The sequence below is a fragment of the Paenibacillus sp. J22FR21 genome (assembly GCF_056269135.1).
In genome coordinates this window covers 193,565-212,725 of the sequence record NZ_JBWDNJ010000002.1, presented here as the reverse complement: position 1 = coordinate 212,725, position 19,161 = coordinate 193,565, and the positions used below count along the sequence as shown (strand labels likewise).

The 19,161-nt window shown below is 50.0% G+C and carries 16 protein-coding genes; 3 read left to right on the top strand and 13 right to left on the bottom strand.

Features of this window, described 5'->3' with window-relative positions; genetic code table 11:
• Window positions 1-17: 17 nt before the first annotated feature.
• From aspS to AC0YNS_RS06715, 11 genes are all read right to left on the bottom strand, one after another.
• The gene (aspS, locus tag AC0YNS_RS06765) at window positions 18-1,835 is read right to left on the bottom strand and encodes an aspartate--tRNA ligase (RefSeq protein ID WP_475780268.1); all 1,818 of its coding nucleotides are present in this window, start codon (window positions 1,833-1,835) and stop codon (window positions 18-20) included.
• 45 nt (window positions 1,836-1,880) lie between these two features.
• Complete coding sequence (gene hisS, locus AC0YNS_RS06760) at window positions 1,881-3,128, bottom strand: histidine--tRNA ligase (RefSeq protein WP_475780267.1); 1,248 nt, start codon at window positions 3,126-3,128, stop codon at window positions 1,881-1,883.
• A 1,120-nt stretch (window positions 3,129-4,248) separates the two neighbouring features.
• Window positions 4,249-4,422, bottom strand: coding sequence for a hypothetical protein (locus AC0YNS_RS06755; protein WP_177186732.1), 174 nt, complete (start codon window positions 4,420-4,422; stop codon window positions 4,249-4,251).
• Between the two features lie 106 nt (window positions 4,423-4,528).
• The gene (dtd, locus tag AC0YNS_RS06750; RefSeq protein ID WP_475780266.1) at window positions 4,529-4,972 is read right to left on the bottom strand and encodes a D-aminoacyl-tRNA deacylase; all 444 of its coding nucleotides are present in this window, start codon (window positions 4,970-4,972) and stop codon (window positions 4,529-4,531) included.
• 44 nt (window positions 4,973-5,016) lie between these two features.
• Window positions 5,017-7,200, bottom strand: a complete 2,184-nt coding sequence (locus tag AC0YNS_RS06745; RefSeq protein ID WP_475780265.1) for a RelA/SpoT family protein — start codon at window positions 7,198-7,200, stop codon at window positions 5,017-5,019.
• A 207-nt stretch (window positions 7,201-7,407) separates the two neighbouring features.
• Window positions 7,408-7,920 carry an adenine phosphoribosyltransferase gene (locus AC0YNS_RS06740; RefSeq protein WP_475780264.1) on the bottom strand — a complete coding sequence of 171 codons (513 nt, stop codon included), beginning with the start codon at window positions 7,918-7,920 and terminating at the stop codon, window positions 7,408-7,410.
• The gene (gene recJ / locus AC0YNS_RS06735; protein WP_475780992.1) at window positions 7,917-10,331 is read right to left on the bottom strand and encodes a single-stranded-DNA-specific exonuclease RecJ; all 2,415 of its coding nucleotides are present in this window, start codon (window positions 10,329-10,331) and stop codon (window positions 7,917-7,919) included. The genes AC0YNS_RS06740 and recJ overlap by 4 nt, the downstream gene beginning before the upstream one ends.
• 44 nt (window positions 10,332-10,375) lie before the next feature.
• Window positions 10,376-11,287 carry a cation diffusion facilitator family transporter gene (locus AC0YNS_RS06730; RefSeq protein WP_475780263.1) on the bottom strand — a complete coding sequence of 304 codons (912 nt, stop codon included), beginning with the start codon at window positions 11,285-11,287 and terminating at the stop codon, window positions 10,376-10,378.
• 80 nt (window positions 11,288-11,367) lie between these two features.
• Window positions 11,368-12,300, bottom strand: coding sequence for a protein translocase subunit SecF (gene secF, locus AC0YNS_RS06725; RefSeq protein WP_475780262.1), 933 nt, complete (start codon window positions 12,298-12,300; stop codon window positions 11,368-11,370).
• Entirely contained in the window at window positions 12,290-13,552 is a 1,263-nt protein-coding gene (secD, locus tag AC0YNS_RS06720; RefSeq protein ID WP_475780261.1) for a protein translocase subunit SecD, read from the bottom strand. The genes secF and secD overlap by 11 nt, the downstream gene beginning before the upstream one ends.
• 90 nt (window positions 13,553-13,642) lie before the next feature.
• Window positions 13,643-13,903 carry a post-transcriptional regulator gene (locus AC0YNS_RS06715; protein ID WP_475780260.1) on the bottom strand — a complete coding sequence of 87 codons (261 nt, stop codon included), beginning with the start codon at window positions 13,901-13,903 and terminating at the stop codon, window positions 13,643-13,645.
• A 205-nt stretch (window positions 13,904-14,108) separates the two neighbouring features.
• Between AC0YNS_RS06715 and AC0YNS_RS06710 the strand changes: the two genes are divergently transcribed.
• Window positions 14,109-15,731 carry a putative polysaccharide biosynthesis protein gene (locus AC0YNS_RS06710; protein ID WP_475780259.1) on the top strand — a complete coding sequence of 541 codons (1,623 nt, stop codon included), beginning with the start codon at window positions 14,109-14,111 and terminating at the stop codon, window positions 15,729-15,731.
• A 35-nt stretch (window positions 15,732-15,766) separates the two neighbouring features.
• On the opposite strand, the gene AC0YNS_RS06705 is transcribed toward AC0YNS_RS06710, so the two are convergent.
• Window positions 15,767-16,525, bottom strand: a complete 759-nt coding sequence (locus tag AC0YNS_RS06705) for a YetF domain-containing protein (RefSeq protein ID WP_475780258.1) — start codon at window positions 16,523-16,525, stop codon at window positions 15,767-15,769.
• A gap of 278 nt (window positions 16,526-16,803) precedes the next feature.
• Here AC0YNS_RS06705 and AC0YNS_RS06700 point away from each other — a divergent pair, with 278 nt between their 5' ends.
• Both AC0YNS_RS06700 and AC0YNS_RS06695 read left to right on the top strand, forming a co-directional pair.
• Window positions 16,804-17,205, top strand: coding sequence for a TIGR04086 family membrane protein (locus AC0YNS_RS06700; RefSeq protein ID WP_475780257.1), 402 nt, complete (start codon window positions 16,804-16,806; stop codon window positions 17,203-17,205).
• A gap of 112 nt (window positions 17,206-17,317) precedes the next feature.
• Window positions 17,318-18,184 carry a phosphatase PAP2 family protein gene (locus AC0YNS_RS06695; RefSeq protein ID WP_475780256.1) on the top strand — a complete coding sequence of 289 codons (867 nt, stop codon included), beginning with the start codon at window positions 17,318-17,320 and terminating at the stop codon, window positions 18,182-18,184.
• A 53-nt stretch (window positions 18,185-18,237) separates the two neighbouring features.
• Here the strand turns inward: AC0YNS_RS06695 and AC0YNS_RS06690 are convergent, their stop codons facing one another.
• Entirely contained in the window at window positions 18,238-19,098 is an 861-nt protein-coding gene (locus AC0YNS_RS06690; protein WP_475780255.1) for a DUF421 domain-containing protein, read from the bottom strand.
• Between the last annotated feature and the right edge of the window lie 63 nt (window positions 19,099-19,161).

Here is a 19,161-nt window from a genome sequence, read left to right as displayed (position 1 = left end):
GAAAGCCGGTTGTTGGATTAGTTAGTTTGCTGTGCGGAAGCACCGGCTGCTGCAGCCTCAGGCTGTTTTGCAGGCTTTTGAATGGTACGGATATGCAACTGTTGCAGCTGAGAGATGTCCACTTCGGATGGCGCATCGCTGAGCAGGTCTGTTGCACTTGCTGTTTTAGGGAACGCGATCGTTTCACGAAGATTCGTGCGTCCGGCCAGCAGCATCACAAGGCGGTCAAATCCGAATGCAAAGCCGCCGTGCGGAGGCGTTCCGTAATCGAAAGCATCGAGCAGGAAGCCAAATTTCTCATGCGCCTCTTCAAGGGAGAAGCCAAGTGCTTTGAACATAAGCTCTTGAACGTCACGTTTGTAGATCCGCATCGAACCGCCGCCAACCTCGTAGCCGTTAAGAACAAGGTCGTATGCTTGTGCGCGGATAGCGCCCGGATCTGTTTCGAACAGCGGTAGATCTTCTTCGTTTGGACGTGTGAACGGATGGTGTTCCGCTACATAACGTTTCGCTTCTTCATCGTAGCCGAGCAGCGGGAAGTCAACAACCCACTCCAGCTTGAATTTGGACTCATCGATCAAACCAAGCTGTTTACCGATCTTCAGACGCAGATTGCCCAGTACATCCGCAACGACTTTCTTCTTGTCCGCAGAGAACAGCAGCAAATCGCCTTCTTCTACGCCAAGACGCTCCGTCATCGCCGCGATTTCTTCAGGCTTGAAGAATTTCACGATCGGACCGCGCCATTCGCCTTCCTTCACTGTCACCCAAGCCAAACCCTTACCGCCGTAACGCGCTGCGAACGGTTGCAGATCATCAAGCTCTTTACGGCTCCAGCTTGCACAGCCCTTCGCGTTCAGCACCTTAACGACGCCGCCGCTTGCGCTGACGGATGCAAATACTTTCACGTCACTGCTGGCTACGATATCTGTAATGTCTTCCATCTCCATGCCAAAACGCAGGTCTGGCTTATCGGAGCCGTATTTGTTCATCGCATCTGCATGCGTAATACGTTGGAATGGCGTAGGAATTTCAACGCCAACGGTTTCACGGAACAATTTAACGACAAGCTCTTCCATCAGGTTCAGCAGTTGATCCTGCGACAAGAAGGAAGTCTCGATGTCGACTTGCGTGAACTCCGGCTGACGGTCTGCACGAAGATCCTCATCGCGGAAGCAGCGCGCGATTTGGTAGTAGCGCTCTAGGCCACTAACCATAAGAAGCTGTTTGAAAATTTGCGGCGATTGCGGCAGCGCGAAGAATTCGCCCGGATGAACACGGCTTGGAACCAAGTAGTCACGTGCGCCTTCCGGTGTGCTCTTCGTCAAGATCGGTGTTTCAACGTCGATAAAGCCTTGACCGTCCAAGTAGTCGCGGAACACTTTTGCCGCTTTGGAGCGAAGAAGAAGCGTCTTCTGCATTTCAGGGCGACGCAGGTCCAGGTAACGATATTTCAGACGAAGCGACTCATCGACTTCAACACCATCCTCGATTGGGAACGGAGGCGTCTTCGCAGCATTCATGATTTCGATTTCCGTCACGCGGATTTCAATTTCACCTGTCGAGATGTTTTTGTTTACCGTCTCGGCATCACGTTCGACCACTTGGCCGCGAACGGCAAGCACGAATTCATTACGAGCACGGTCTGCAATTGCAAGTGCGTCGCCCGAGAAATCAGGGTTGAATACGATTTGTACGATACCGGTACGGTCGCGCAGGTCGATAAACAATACTCCGCCAAGGTCGCGGCGGCGTTGTACCCAGCCGTTCAATGTAACCGTTTGTCCTACTTCCGCTTTCGTCAGTGTTCCACAAGAATGAGTTTTCAACATCATGATAGGTTAGAGGCTCCTTTTATAATGGGATTATAGGGCAATGCCTTATTTCAAAATTTCATCAGCAAGCTGATCAAGCGCAACCGATTGCTGTTCGCCGGTCGTCATGTTCTTCAGCATGATTTCACCGCGGCCCAGTTCGTCGTCGCCGAGAATGGCTGTGAAACGAACTTGAAGGCGGTCAGCAGACTTCATTTGCGCCTTCATTTTACGACCTTGATAATCCCGCTCCGCTGAGATGCCGCGCATTCTCAGACCGTGCAGCAGACGCGTCACTTCGCGATCAGCCGCCTCGCCAAGTCCTACCATGTACACATCAACCTGATGCAGGTTATCGAGCTGTACGCCTTGACTGTCAAGCAGCATAACCGTACGCTCCAGACCAAGCCCAAGGCCAACGCCCGGTTGATCCGGTCCGCCGATATCGGCTACAAGGCCGTTGTACCGGCCGCCGCCGCCAATGGTATCGATAGCTCCGATACCTTCAGCTTTGTACTCAAATGCCGTGTGCGTGTAATAATCAAGACCGCGCACAAGACGCGGATTGATGTAGTACGGAATATTCATTCCCGTCAGATGCGTTTGCAGCGCTTCGAAGTGCGTGCGGCACTCCTCGTCCAGGCTATCCAGAATGGAAGGCGCTTCTTCAAAACGATGCTGATCTGTCTTGCAATCCAGCACGCGCAGCGGGTTACGATCCATACGCGATTGGCAATCCTTACACAGGATCTCGCGCATTGGCTCTAAGAAACCAAGCAGCTTCTCGCGGAATACTGCACGAACAGCCGGTGTACCTACGGAATTGATTTCAACGCGAACGTCCTTCAATCCCACTTCGGCGTAGAAGGTATAACCCAGTGCAATGACTTCCGCATCCAGCGCAGCATCTACAGCACCAAGCGCTTCGATGCCGAATTGGTGAAACTGACGGTAACGCCCTGCTTGCTGACGCTCATAACGGAACATTGGCCCGATATAATACAGCTTCGTCAGGTCAGGCTCGCCATACAGCTTGTTCTCGACATACGCACGAACAGCGCCTGCCGTACCTTCCGGACGCAGCGTTAGACTGCGATTACCACGGTCGGTGAACGTGTACATTTCTTTCTCCACGATATCCGTCGTTTCACCGACACCGCGCTTATACAGCTCCGTCATTTCAAACATTGGCGTGCGGATCTCACGGAAGTTAAAGCGACGGCAAATCTCACGCGCTTTGCTCTCGACAAACTGCCATTTCTCTACCGAGCCCGGCAAAAAGTCCTGCGTGCCCGGAGGCTTCTGAAAGCCCATGTCCATTCCCCCTAAAAAGTGATGCTATCCAGGATAATCATCAAAAAAAGCCCTCGTCCTCCGCCTCAAAAAAGGCAAAGGGACGAGAGCTTGTTAGATACAAAGCTACCGTGGTACCACCCACATTCCGAATCAATGCAATTGATTCGCTTCAATCGGTTAACGCCCGACTACGCAATACAGCTAATGAGCAAGCATATAGCCTGCAGGTTCACCGCATGTCCTCTGGGAAGTCTGTCCGCTCAAGCACGCCAAGGATTCTTCCAGCCATGGAATCCCTCTCTGAATCGGTGCGGGTAGAACGAATCGGTCCCTTCAACGGATCGACATAATATAACCTTTATTGTATCGTTCACATCACCATGTGTCAATAGATTAACACACAATCATTTCCACTCCATTATGCCCACTCCACGCCGCTGCATACCTGCTCTTCGCTTTTCGCACACGATCTTGCTCTAAGGTCGCGATAGCGGCCGTCTCGATCCTGCTCTTCGCTGTTAGGTCACGCAGTGACCAAAACTAACTTCCCCGCGGGCTACGAGCGGGCCTCCAGGTTACCGTGCGATTGGCAAAGCCGCGAGCACCTGGTAACCATCCCGTCCCTTCCGCGCCGAAAGTAAAGCGTGTCCCGTATGGGACGAAAGCGAGCCTAAGCACATACCTGATCACATGCGCCTCTGAGGCGGCAACGTTATGATGGTCCCGTGAGGGACACCAGGTCGATAAACCCCGCCAAAAGTTAAGCGTGTCCCGTATGGGACGAAAGCGATCCTGCGCACCAATTGATACTCGCGAGCGGTACTCTGTAACTCCGACGTTATTCCAATTCCGGGTGTCCAGAGGGACGGGTCCCTTGGGGTCCCCCTTCTAGGGGGATTTAGGGGGTCAGCCAGCCCAGCAAAAGAAAAAGGACCTACAAACAAGTTGTAGGTCCATCAAAGTAATATATTCAAAAAAGGGGGTCGAGGTTCATTATAGCCCAGCTTTGTTAGAGAATCATTTTAAACACATTACAGTTTAGTTACAAAAAATAAAGCGATTTCTTATGTTTCTTTCCATTTCGGACAGCAAAGGACGGGGCGCTTCGACAAGGAAGCGGCCCGTCCTTCCTGTTCAGCTACATATGCTCGCCAACCGGAGAACGCCTAGGCGTTGCAGCGAAGCCGCCAAAGTCAGCGGATGCTTCAATATTTTCTTCCATTTCTGCGAAAATCAGCGCTTCGCGGCGATCCGCATGAAGCAGCCTCCGCGAAATCCGTTCGACACTCTGCTCCTTGCGAGACTGATGCATAACGAGAATCCCTCCACCGTTGTCGTGCACGAATAGAGCTGTGCACTTCTAAGGCTAGTGTTCCCGTTCGAACCTATTCTAACACTCCAACCAAGAGAGTCTTGGCTTAAGCTTTACTGTCAATAATCAAGGTAACCGGTCCCCAGTTGGTCAATGCGACATCCATCATCGCACCAAATTTGCCGGTTTCCACAGCTAGTCCACCTAATTGGAGCTGCTTATTGAATGCGTCATATAGAGCTTCTGCTTGTTCCGGTCGTGCAGCAGCCATGAAATTCGGTCGTCTACCCTTTCGGCAGTCGCCATATAGAGTAAACTGCGATACCGAAAGAATCGCCCCGCCTACGTCTTTGACGGAATGATTCATTTTACCTTCTTCGTCCTCAAATATACGTAAGCCCGCAATCTTCTCCGCCATCCAGCGGATATCGGATTCATCATCCTCATGGGTAATGCCTACGAGCAGCATCAATCCCATATCGATCGAACCGACCGTTTCCCCATCTACGGTAACGGACGCCTGTTTGCTGCGTTGAACAACTACTTTCATAACCGAACGAACTCTCCCTGCTGAAACAAGATCAATAGCTTCTGTTATTGCATAATCCGCTGCACGGAATAAATATCTTTCACCCGTTTAATACGTTCCACCACGGACTGTAAATGCTCGATATTACGAATCAGAACCGTCATATGGATCATGGCGAGTTTGTTCTTGTCCGAACGTCCGGAGACGGCGGAAATATTCGTTTTGCTCTCCGACACGGCTTGCAGCACTTCGTTGAGCAATCCCGGACGATCATGACCGGTAATTTCGATATCAACGCTGTAGTTCGCCTCAACGGATTGTTCCCAATCCACCTCGATTACGCGAGCAGCCTCTTCACCATCCGCATTTGGGCTCACATTCAAACAATCCAAACGATGGACCGATACACCGCGTCCGCGTGTAATGTAACCGACAATGGCATCGCCCGGTACCGGGTTACAACAGCGTGCGAACCGGACAAGCAGATTGTCTACCCCTTTGACAGACACGCCATGCGTCGGACGGGTTTTGCGAAGCGACGGAGAGGATTTCATCTCCTTCATCTCGTTCGTAAGCTCGATCTGATTCGCCTCTTCGGCTTCCTTGCGCATTTTCTCTGTCAGCTTCGTCACGATCTGTGCAGCGGTAATCCCGCCAAATCCAACAGCAGACAGCATATCGTCGATATCGTTAAACGTAAATTTATAAGCCGCTTCCTGCAGCTGTGAATCAGACATGAAGCTCGACGCTTCAAGACCCAGACGTTTGAGCTCGCGCTCAATGTTGTCACGGCCTTTTACAACGTTCTCTTCGCGTCTTTCTTTCTTAAACCACTGCTTGATTTTGCTGCGCGCATGAGACGATTGTGCAATCTTGATCCAGTCCTGGCTTGGGCCGTACGAATGCTTCGAGGTCAAGATCTCAACGATATCGCCGGTCTTCAGCTTATAATCGAGCGGAACGATTCGGCCGTTAACCTTGGAGCCGATGGTACGATTCCCAACCTCGGTATGAATTCTGTAGGCAAAATCAAGCGGCACCGCGCCAGCCGGGAGCTCGAATACTTCCCCTTTGGGCGTAAACACAAATACAAGATCAGAGAAAAAGTCCATCTTCAGCGATTCGACAAATTCGGAAGCATCGCTGGCTTCATGCTGAAGCTCGATGATTTCGCGGAACAAGGTCATTTTCTCCTCGAACGAACCACCTGGTACGACGCCGCCTTCTTTGTATGCCCAGTGGGCAGCGATCCCGAATTCAGACGTACGATGCATATCCCATGTCCGAATCTGCACTTCTGTCGGCTCACCGGTAGGTCCGATGACCGTCGTATGGAGGGACTGGTACATGTTCGCCTTGGGCATCGCAATATAATCTTTGAAACGGCCGGGCATCGGTTTCCATAACGTATGAATGATACCAAGCGTTGCGTAACAGTCTTTAATATTGTCAACGATGATCCGAATCGCCAGCAGATCGTAAATTTCTGTGAACTGCTTGCTGCGTGCGGTCATCTTCTTATAAATGCTGTATAGATGCTTCGGACGACCGGAAATGTCGCCTTCGATCCCCATATCCTCAAGCTTCTCCGTGATTCGGGTAATGACATCTGCGATGTATTGCTCCCGCTCCGCACGTTTCTTCTTCATGAGATTGGCGATGCGATAGTATTGCTGCGGATTCAAATAACGAAGCGCAATATCCTCCATCTCCCACTTGATGGCCGAGATCCCTAGCCGGTGAGCGATCGGACAGAAAATTTCCAGCGTCTCGTACGCGATACGCCGCTGCGCTTCCTCGGATTGATATTTCAGCGTCCGCATATTATGAAGCCGGTCAGCCAGCTTGATGAGGATAACCCGCATGTCCTGTGCCATCGCAACGAACATCTTGCGGTAATTCTCGTTCTGTTGCTCTTCCTTGGAGCGGAATTGAATCTTCTCCAGCTTCGTGAGTCCGTCTACGACAGCCGCGCAAGCTTCACCGAAACGGGTTCTGACCTCTTCAAGCGGGACAGTTGTGTCTTCAACGACGTCATGAAGGAGCGCAGCGATAATCGACAACACGTCCATCTGCATGTTGACGAGAATTTCAGCTACGGCGACAGGGTGTAAAATATACGGCTCTCCCGATTTACGCACCTGCCCGTGATGAGCTTGATCGGCAAATTCGTACGCTTCTTTAATCCGTGTCAAATCTTGCTCCTTCATATAGGTCGATGCTTTGTCGAGTAACTGCTCTATGCCCATGAATGTCCCTTTCCGGAAAAGCACGCTGCCTCGCGTTTTGCTTCCCAAATCAATTAAAGTGATGACGCCCGAGTTTTCCTATTATTATGCCTGTTTCAAAGCCTTTCCGTCAACCTCTCGCTATGCAGCCATATAGGCAGGTATAGAGAACGCCGGACCACAGAAGGATTCCCCTTCCGAGTCCGGCGCCATGGTGTGCAGCAGCGATTAATACTTCATTAGTGAGAAAATGTCGATTCCATCAAGCTTCTTGCGGCCATCTAGGTAACCGAGCTCAATCAAGAATGCGGCTCCGACCACTTCGCCGCCTAGCTGGCGAATAAGGTTGATCGTAGTTGCAATCGTACCGCCTGTAGCAAGAAGGTCGTCTGCGATCAGCACGCGTTGACCCGGTTTGATCGCATCCGTGTGAATGGCAAGTTTGTCATTGCCGTACTCCAAATCGTAGCTGGCTTCGATTACTTCGCCCGGCAGCTTGCCGCTCTTACGAATGGGGACAAAACCAGCTCCAAGTGTTACAGCGAGTGGCGCACCGATGATGAAACCGCGGGCTTCCGGTCCAGCAACCAAATCGATTTGTTTGTCGGCCACTGCTTGACGAATAGCATCAATTGCATGTGCGTAGACAGGTCCGTTGTTGGTCAGTGTTGTGATGTCCTTGAAGCGGATTCCCGGCTGTGGGTAGTCTTGAATGATGCGGATGTAGTCTTTGTAATTCATGAAATAACGACTCCTTCATTTAGGTGTAATAATGAGTTCTGAACTTCTTTGATAATCCAATCGGTCAACCGTTTAATCGGTGCGCTGATGATTTCGTTCCATTCTGCAGCACGCTGCGCATCGCGATATTCCGCCGAATGCGATAGCTCTCTCTTAACCGTGACAGGGCTAAGCTTTACTTGCCCCTCTTCCGTGTGAATAAATTCCAATTCCGTAAACACCTTCAACATGAACGTAATCGTCGATTCACCGGTTCCGCTTAGCTTAGTTACCAATTGTTTACTTATGCCCTCTTCATCAAGCGGGCATTCACGACGCAACAATTTATACATGTCTCCGAACTGCTCCCGGGTTGGGAACGACGGCCTTGCAAGGTTTGTGTCGTAATGAAGATGGACGGCTTCCAGGCCTTCACAAGCTGCAAGGACATAAGATAGTTTCTCAGCGGATGGAGGACGGCCAAATACGAATAAGTGAGAGCATGAGATCTTCTGCTGCTGCACAAATGCATCATAAGTCATGAATGAGACATCTGCCCTTGCTTCCTGCGAAGTTTGAGCCGCAGCTTCGAGCCAAGCTTCACTTGGAACCAGTACAATCGGTACTCTGTAACTGCCTGCAGCAAGTTGTTTCTTAAGTGAAGAAAGCGATTCACTGCCGGCATCCCCACGTTTATCGAAGATTTGAATATGCGGTACTCGCAAATCGTTCACCATAAACTGCGCTTTTCGCTGACCGTTCCACTCGTTAACCGAAAGCTCCCCAACCAGCTCGATGGAAGCGCCATGCGAGAGATGCTCAGTGAGATGCCCGCTGCCGAAGCAGATCGCATCGAGCATTTTACCTTGTCCGCTGATCGACAGCTTCAAATGCTTGCTCTCTTTCCCCATCGCTTTGCGATCGGCAAGTGTAACGCCTGTGAGAAGCAGCTTCGGTGCTTCATTGCCGATACCGAATGGTTCCAAGTGAGCGAGTTGCTCTCTAACGCGCAATGTTGCATCTTCCATTTTGCAGCTCAGGTCGATCATTGTTTTGGGAATCCAGTCTTCCTCCGTTAGCCAGCTGTCAGCAAGAGCACCGAGCTGCGCTTCAAAGGCTTCCAGGTTGTCACGGTGCAAGGTCATCCCGGCCGCAGCTTGATGGCCCCCGTAATGATCCAGCAATGCATCACATTCGGTTAATGCCGCATGCAGATCATAGCCTTCAATGGAACGAGCAGAGCCTTTGCTTTTGCCCGTCACGGTGTCGATTCCGAGAATCAGTGTCGGTTTATAGTATTTTTCAATAAACTTGGATGCTACGATGCCGACAACACCAACGTTCCAACCTTCACTTGCAAGCACGATAACAGAAGGCTCCGGAACGCCTGCTTCTGCGGCAGCTTTACATTTAGCCGTCCACATTTCCTGCGCTTCTTGCACGATCGTCTCTACAATGAGCTGCCTTTGACGGTTTAACGCATCCAAGCTGATTGCACTCGCTGCTGCGGATTCATGATCGGTTGAGGTAAGCAGTGCCACAGCCTGCTGTGCATGCTCTAGTCTGCCCGCTGCATTGATCCGCGGCGCCATCCCAAATGCCACATTCGACGATACCAGTGATGCCAGCTCGATGCCTCCGACCTCGGCCAGTGCTCGGAAGCCCGGTTTCTCGGTTTGACGAAGCTGCTCCAGACCCAGTCTGACAAGTACGCGATTCTCATCCTTAAGCGGCATAAGGTCGGCAATTGTGCCGAGCGCGACTACATCTGTCCATTCAATCGGTGGCTCGTCCAGCAGCGCCTGCGCAAGTTTAAACGCAACTCCGACACCAGCCAGTCCTTTGAACGGATATCCGCAATCCTCCTGCTTCGGGTTAACGATTGCGTAGGCTTCCGGAAGCTGATGCGGCGGCTCATGGTGGTCGGTGACCACAATATCAATCCCAAGCTCATTCGCATAGGCAATTTCTTCTACTGCACTAATACCGGTATCGACGGTCACGATAAGTGTAATGCCGATATCGGCAGCGGCGCGAAGCGCAGCTTTATTGAGTCCATACCCCTCCAACGTTCGGTGGGGAATATAATAATCGAAATTCAGTTCCAGCCGCGTGAAGAGGTAGGACATGAGTGTGGTCGACGAGACGCCATCACAATCATAATCGCCATAAATCCGCACCCGTTCGCCGCGCTGGACAGCCGCTCGTATTCGCGTAACGGCTTCATTCATGCCCTTTAGCAGAAAAGGATCATGCAGACATTCGATGCCCCCGTTCAAAAACTGACGCGCTGATTCAACCCGGTCGTAGCCGCGCTGAACCAGCAGTCTCGCGACAAGCGGAGAAAGGGACAAGCTGCGTGCTAAACCGGCTGCACGCGCCTCTCCCTCCAAATCAAACGAAGCGAGACTCCAGCGTGTTTTGGATTGCATCAATTGGCTGACACCTCTTTTCTCAAAAAAAATCAACGCTGCTGCTATTGCAGTAGCGTCGGTAGTTGTTCCTGACTTGGATCATGATTTGTTTTGTACGGATATCCCGGATCATACGGTTCTACATGTACGGTAACTTCCGTCATATGACTGAACCGCTTCATCAGAAAGTATTTCACGCGTTTCGCGATCTCATTGCCTTCCAGCACCGAAATGCGTGGATTGACGCTGATGACCACATCAGCAACCGCGTAATGACCATGCTCTCTGGCGCGAAGCACCTCGACACCGATTACGCCTTCCATACGAAGCACAACTGCCTTAAGCTCCGACATATCTGCCGGCTCGACTTCCAGGAATCGACTGCGCATGACGGAAGCGGAAGCGACTCGGTACCCGCTGGAGAATACAATTACTACGATGATGAGCGATGCCGCCGGATCCAGGTAATACATAACAGGCATGCCAAGCGGCTTGCCCAGCATCGCACCGCCTGTTCCTACAAGCGCCGCAAGTGAAGCATATAAGTCCGCTCCCCGTTCCTTGATTGGGAAGCGAACCTCTTTCAGAATAAATGCAAGAAATACGACAAGGACTGCCAGCCAGCCTGGTGCTTCGTCAACACCGTCTGCGATGGATTTGATGGCCGAGATGCCAATTTCCAGACCTAGAATCATAAGCAGAATGGATGCCAATACGCCGGTAGCTGCCTCCGTTCGCCCTCTGGTAGCCGGCACAGGCGCATGTGGTGATCCCAGCTGCCTGCATCGACGAACACCTGTTAAGGAGACGAATGAGGCCGCTGCATCCGAAGCGGAGCGGCAAGCATCAGCCATTAACGCTTTGCTGCCTGCCAACATGCCGATTCCGCCTTTAATTACTGCTATACAGACGTTACCTATAAGTCCGGTCCATGCGGCAGACTCGGCTTTGGCATAACGTTGGGTCGCTGTCATGGACGCCTCCTGTTCAAGCATACTCGCTTAGGTTGTGTGCACGTGGATGAGCCTGGTTCGGTCACCCTCTACTTATCATACTACGATGCAGCCGGAGACTTGACTGCTGCTTTTGGTTTTTGTTTCTTCTTCATGACAAGCCACAGCTGACTCGCAATAAAGATGGACGAATACGCTCCGCTTATTAGACCAAACAAGATTGCCAGTGAGAACAGTCTGATAGACTCGCTGCCGAAGATAAGCAGGCAAAGCGCAGCCACGACTACGGTCATAACCGTATTAATGGAACGCGTCAACGTCTGCCAGATACTCTCATTCACCAGCTTGGCGATATCCGCTGCATTCTTGAGTTTAGCGAACCGCAGATTCTCTCGAATCCGGTCAAATATTACGATCGTATCGTTGATGGAGTAACCGATGATGGTCAAGATCGCCACGATGAATGGGAGATTCACTTCGAGCTTAAAAATCGAGAACAAGCTGATTACGATAAAGGCATCATGCAGCAAAGCTACGATCGCTGCAATCGCGAACCGCCACTCAAACCGAATACTGACATAGATAACAATCCCGATACTTGCTACGAGGATCGCATACAGCGCATTCGTCTGAAGCTCTTTGGCGATTTCAACGTCTACCGTATTCACCTCGGCGGAAGCATCCTTGTCGAATTTCTCGGCAAAGCCTGCCTTCAACGCCTTCTCCTTCGCATCTGTCAGTACATCGTCGAAACGAAGCGTGACACGGCTTGTACCGACCGTTAAACCAGGCTCACCAAATTCATTTTCCTTTAGATACTTCTCAATCTCTTCTTTCTGACCCGTCAAATCCTTCTTCACGGCAATATCAACGCTGGAGCCGGCACGGAAGTCGACGCCATAATTCAAGCCATGGATGCCAAGCGTGATGACACCAAGGACTGTAATAATAATCGAGAAAATGAAGAAGTATCGAGCCTTCTTCACGAAATCGAACTTACGATCCGAAATCTCTGCAAATCCACTAAAGCGCACGTACTTCACTCTCCTTGACACCGAAGTAAGATTTCTTCTTCACAATGCCGCTGCGGATAATCAAAGTAAGGAGCAGGCGAGAGAAGAACACGTTCGTCAATACACTGATGATGATACTTAGAAGCAGGATTACCGCAAAACCTTTAACGGAACCTACACCGATAAAGAATAGCACGAGTGCAGCGATTGTAGTCGTAACATGCGCATCGATAATGGTGCGGAACGAATGTTTGGAGCCTGCTTTCTGTGAAGACAGAATGCTCTTGCCGCTGCGCATTTCTTCTTTAATCCGCTCCGCCATAATGATATTGGCGTCAACCGCCATCCCGATTCCGAGAATGAAGGCTGCGATACCCGGCAATGTCAGCGTGGCATCAATCAAGTTGAAGCCGAGCAATAGGAGCCAAATGTATACGATGATACAGAAGCTCGCAATAAGGCCAGGCAACCGATAGAACAACATCATGAAGAGCAAAATCAGCACAGTACCGATAGCACCGGCAACAACCGTCTCTTTCAGGGACAATTTACCTAGTGTAGCACCGACACTTTGTGTGTATTTCTCGGTCAGCTTAAGCGGCAACGCACCTAAGTTGATTGTATTTTTAAGGTCATTCGCTTCTTCACGCGTGTAATTACCCGTAATAACCGCTTCGTTTTGGTTAATTTCAGCCGCAACATTTGGCGCAGACAACTCCGTCTCATCCAAATAGATGGCGAGCTGGTTGTTCGGGCTCAGCTTAGCAATTTCGCGTGTTACTTCAGCGAACTTACTAGCGCTCTTCAGCTTAATTGCAATTTCATAAGCATTCAGGTTCGTTTGATGAACGGAAGCTCCGTTCTGTTTGAAGTCGATGCCTGTAAGCTCGACTCTACAGTATCCTTTATCAGCGGCGCATCCGCGCGCACTGCGGAATGTCAGTTCTGCAGGTTTCTTGAGGACATCCCTTACTTTGTTCTCGTCAGAAACTCCGGCAATCTTGACGCGAATCCGATTGCTGCCTTCTGTCGTGACTTCCGGCTCTGCTACACCTGTTGCATTGGCACGTGCCTCAAGGCTCTTGGCCGTCTCAATCAGAGACTCCTTCGTCACTTTACCGCCAGCCTCAATAGGCTGAGCTTCATACAGGATTTCAAATCCGCCTTTCAAATCAAGTCCTAGTTTCACGTCGTTGAAAAGCCAAGAGCTTGTTCCCGCTACTACGCCGGCAGATAGCACGACGATGAGTACGAATGCTAACAGACGATTCATAATACCCTCAGTTCCCCCTTAAATTCTCTTGTGTCAACATTCCTATTATAGCGATGCCTCAAAAACGAGTCAAAAAAAAGAGCCCACTCGTTAAAAATGGGTCCCTTTATAGGCACTTACCGTCAAAAAGTTCATAAATTTTGTCACTTTCAGCGACAAAATATCGTTGACGACCTGATGCATGGCCGGTTCGCCTGTTTTGGTATACCGGTCCTTCACACACTGCCATATATCATTCCCAGTTACATGCTCGTAGCCGATCAAACGAAATTCTTCAGCTTTGCTATCACATAAATGTTCGATGGTCGCGATCCATTCTTCATTCGTTAATGGTACTAATTCGCCCGTCATACTCACGACCTCCTCACGTTACTATGCCCTTTATCCTATATTCATTCGCTGCCCGCTTACCGCTTTCCTGCTTCTCGTAACCGCATTTGAAAAAATGACATGGATTCGGACATGCTGCGCATAAGCATAAGGATAGAACAGGACAGGTCTTGCTGGTAAGGGAAGTGAAGGAAAGGGATCGAACGTAAAGGGAGAGGAACCGACTGTGACCAAGCAATCTTTTATTAAAGGCGCATTAATTCTGCTGCTTGCAGGCATTGTGAATCGAATCCTAGCCTTTGTACCGCGTATTGCGCTTCCCCGCATTATCGGTGCTGAGGGAGTAGGTTTGTACCAGCTCGGTTACCCGTTTCTGATCGTCCTGCTCACCTTGATTACCGGCGGAATTCCATTGGCCGTTGCCAAATGGATAGCTGAAGCGGAATCCAAGGGCGATTCTAAGCGGGTTAAACAGATATTCCGTTCAGCGATGGCACTTACGGTGCTGCTGTCACTCCTGCTTACCGGCTTATTTGTTTGGCTCACGCCATGGATTACGACGCGGCTGATGACTGATCCGCGCGTTTATCAGACCTTCCTCATGATGACTCCGCTTCTGCTCATCATTGGGATCTCCTCGGTATATCGGGGTTATTTTCAAGGGAAGCAAAACATGATTCCAACTGCACTTTCGCAGACGCTCGAGACCGTGATTCGCATTGTATTTGCCCTGTTATTCGCGAAGTGGCTGCTGCCATATGGACTAGCATGGGGAGCGGCAGGAGCGATGCTCGGCGTGGTCGTGGGTGAAATCGGAGGGCTTGTTGTGCTGCTCTGGCAATATGCGAGTGATCGTAAACGAGCGAAGCTCGCTATTATTAGAGAGAATCCTGTAGCTGAGCTCTCATCACTGGATACTACGCATGCTTCTGTCAAACCTCAATTCCACATCCCGTTTCATAAACGTCGTGTCCCGGTCATGCGACGATTGATCAGTCTCTCTGTACCGGTAACAGGCAGCCGAATGATCGGATCCTTATCTTATCTAATGGAATCCATTTTGACTGCACGAGCTTTGCTCGCGGCAGGGATCGCTGTCGGAATGGCAACTTCACAATATGGCGCACTGCAAGGGATGATCGTCCCTATCCTGCTTCTTCCCACAGCACTCACTTACTCCCTTGCCGTTTCACTTGTTCCTTCACTCTCAGAAGCGGCTGCCAAAGGTGACCGCGCAACGATCCATAAACGTCTCCATCAATCCATGCGCCTCTCCCTTGTTACAGGAGCTCCGTTCGTAGTGGTGATGCTTCTGTTCGCGGAGCCGCTGTGCCGTATCCTCTATAATCATGTTGAGATCGCCCCCATGCTGCAATGGTTGGCCCCTGTCGGCTTATTCATTTACTTACAGGCTCCTCTTCAAGCAGCGCTGCAGGCTCTCGATAAACCTACTACCGCTCTCATGAACACCTTTATCGGGGCCGTTGTAAAGCTGGTACTCATTGTTGAGCTGGCATCTGATCCGTCCCTTGGGATCTACGGAGCCATCATTGCTATCAATGTCAATATCGTACTTGTCACGGCATTGCACTGGATCGCCGTTGTTCGCTCCGTAGGTTTCAGCATGAACGTACTTGATTTCCTTAAAGTCGGAGCCGCAATGTGCATCATGGGTGCTGCTTCGTTATGGGTGATGAACCTGCAAGCATTGCCTGCCTTGTGGCATAACTTGTTTGCAGCCTGCACAGCCGGCATCATCGTCTATCTCATTCTAATGGTAATGATGCGCATTATTGACCGCTATGACGCGGAGCGCATTCCCCTTCTCGGCAGATGGTTCAAATCCTAATAAAACACCGGCTTGTACAAGCCGGTGTTTGTCGTTTACTTATGTGGATTTCTCCCCCGCCTTGCATCGAGAAAGATTTTGCCACGATGATCAATCGTGAGTAAGAATACTTGCTTCACATCAGTAACTCCGCGCTGCCGCAGCTGATTATTCAACCAGAAACGGTCTTTGCCGAGCTGCTCCAAATTCGTTTTCTGAATTTCGCCATCCATGATGAGTGGAACGGGCAGCGTTTCAAATCGGTAATTTTTAGGAAACGGCTTGGGGAAATGGGAATCATTCCCTTGTCCTTGTCCTTGTCCTTGCCCGCCATGTTCACCTGATGCCCCCGGTTGGCGATGCTCATGCCGATCCTTCTGAATAATGGATAGTTTGCCCGTCGTCTCCAATATGGCAAACTCGACGTCAGCGATATTCGTTTTGTTCTCCCTAAACTGCAGCATCAAATCATCTAAATTATATCGTTGCTTTCGCATCGCTTCACGATTGAGCTTGCCGCGCTCCACGAGTACAACCGGTTCACCATCGAACAAGATGCGCAGCTTCCGGTTTTTCAACGAAATGACGGCAATGACAATCTGAATGACGAGCAGAAACACCATTGGTAATATTCCATCCAGTAGCGGACGCTGCGTATCCTCAATAACGAATACGGCAATCTCGGCAATCATGACGGAAATGACCAGGTCAAAAACAGACAGCTTGCCGATTTCCCTCTTCCCCATAAGCCGCATAATGAGAAACACGATAAAGTAGATGAGAAGCGTCCGGAACATCAGTGTCAAGTATTCCACATGAGCCGCCCTCCTTGGATGTTGTGCGAGGTTGGTTGGTACTGCCCCGCATTCGCATCTGGCTGTTTTATCGCTGCCGGCTGTAGTGATTCATGCCAGCACAAAGTACAACTATTGTCACCTGATGCAAAGTACATCATACGAAATGACGATGTTCGAATATTTGGTAATCACGCGGAATGCCTGCTGCTAATGGCCAACTTGTACTATTCTGATCAGCTTGACCATATCTTGTAATAATCGTGAACACGAGCGCAAATAATTGGAGGGATAGCGATATGAAACCAATCAACGCCATGAAAAATGTTCCTAAGGTACACATGGCTTCACCGATGCTCGCTGGCATTTTGTATGCATCCATTTGGCTTGCATTAGGGGCTATTCTGCTCTCAACAATGTTGAGGTGGGGGAGCATGCAGGAAACGCAGCTGCCGCTTTACAGTTTGATCGTGCATGGCTGCTCATCACTTGCAGGCGGTTTCGTATCCGGCAGAAGATCCGGGATGCGCGGATGGTATTACGGCGGCATGCTCGGCATCGCCTACGGCCTGTTGATTCTGCTTGTCAGCTTTCTTTCTACAAACACCGGCATTAGTGGCAGAACGTTCACAATGCTCATCGAAACCTTGCTTTGCGGCGCATTTGGAGGCATGATTGGCGTGAACACCAAACGGTCCTGACAGCTTGTCCCGTTTGTGAACACTTTTGGAAATGGTCTCACTTAGGTATAGTTTGTGATATACTAGATCGAGCTGAAATAATGAAGGTGCTTTTAGGAGGAAATAACGTATCATGACTTTGTTTGACAACATGACGACGGTCGCGATCTATTCGGCCATTACGGTGACGCTTCTGATCTGGTATGGAGCTGCAACGAACCCGTTCAAGGTTGGTGGATTGTTTCTCAGAGAGATGGTACTAAACCGCAAATATATGCTGCATTTCGGCGCTTTAATGTTGATTCTGTTCATCAACAAGCTTGAGATGCGCATCGAACATCATATGACCTATACTTATGATTTCGCAACGTTCTTCCAATCGATCGAAGGAAACTTCGTCGCCAATCTTCAACATATGTTTGCGAATCGTTATTTGACTGTTTTTCTGGCTTTCATGTATGTGGTTGTCTTTCAAGCGATGCTTATTGCATCCATCGGAATTTATTCCAAACGCAGCAAAAACAAACGAATGTTTTATGCTCTATGTTACGCGATTATGATTAACTACTTAGTCGCGATCCCGTTCTACTTGTTCTTGCCGGTCAACGAGGTCTGGTATCATGATCCGACGAACGTTTCATTCCTCATGTTGAACGTATTCCCGGATTTCGAGAATCAGTATCGTGCATTATCGGGCCTTGATAACTGCTTCCCAAGCTTGCATACGTCGATATCGGTTACGCTCGCGATATTGGCCGTACGCTCCGGCATCAGACGATGGGCATGGTTCTGCTGCATCTGTGCCGTAATCATTATCTTTGCGATCTTCTATCTGGGGATTCACTGGTTGATTGACATGTGTGGTGGACTGGTGCTTGCTACATTTGCTTCCACGATGGGCATGCGTCTAAGTGCGATGAACCTATCGCTCCGCCGTGGTCGCCGCAATGGTTCCATTACCCCGGCGAATATTACTTATTTGCGCGAGGATGCAAAATAAACAAAATAGAGACCGCCGGTTCATGATGTTCTGAACCGGCGGTCTCTTCTTGTTTATTGATAAATAAGCGGCCTGACCTCGTCAATTAAATGCTGGAGCTGCTTGGAGCAGGCAGCATACTTCTGTTTCTCGGTTTCGTCTGCCGACAGCAGCCCGTACATCTCCATGTCCGCTTCACATTTCTTCAATGCCGCAAGCAGTGTCGCTTGATGCTGGCTCTTAGGCTGCTTGACCTTGTCATCGTACAGATCGATTGTCAGCGTCCCGAAATCATCCAATTGAGCCAGAAACACATCCTGAACGCGAAGATCCGATTTCTTGAGCTCTTTGACCAACCAAGCCTCGTTAAACCCTCTCACTTGAAGTGGATCCACCAGCACGACACCATCCATGATGACTGCGATCGGCTCTCGCTCAGGTGTCACTTTAATGCCGAGCTGCTTCGGGGTAACTGGTAAATTCTCAGTCTTGAGGAGCACATTAATCGCCCCGCTCGCCTCCATGATCGCAAACTCGACGTCAGCCGCTTTGAATATATCTTTCATTCGAAGCTGCTGCAACAGTTCATCGGTTGTCAGGCGCTCTTTCTTTAAGTTCTTCTCTAGTATTTTACCCTTCTGAATCAATACGGTCGGAGTCCCGTCAATCCAGTTTCGGACTCTCTTGCTCTTTAATTGTAGCATCTCGATGCCGAGTGACACCGATACCCAGACACCTAAAGACAAGAAACCTAAGTACCATTTCTCATCCGTATCCAATGAAATATACCCCGCCAAGTTACCTATAGTGATGCCTGTAATATATTCAAATACGGACAACTCGGTAACTTGGCGTTTCCCTAGCAGCTTCGTCATCAAGAGCAAGAAGACAACAGCCATTAACGTCCGCCACGTGATCTCCATCCAATTGCCCATTATTCTCCACCTCCATCGGCGCCTGGCATGTACGTTCATTATGCGCGCAAATGCTGGAAATTA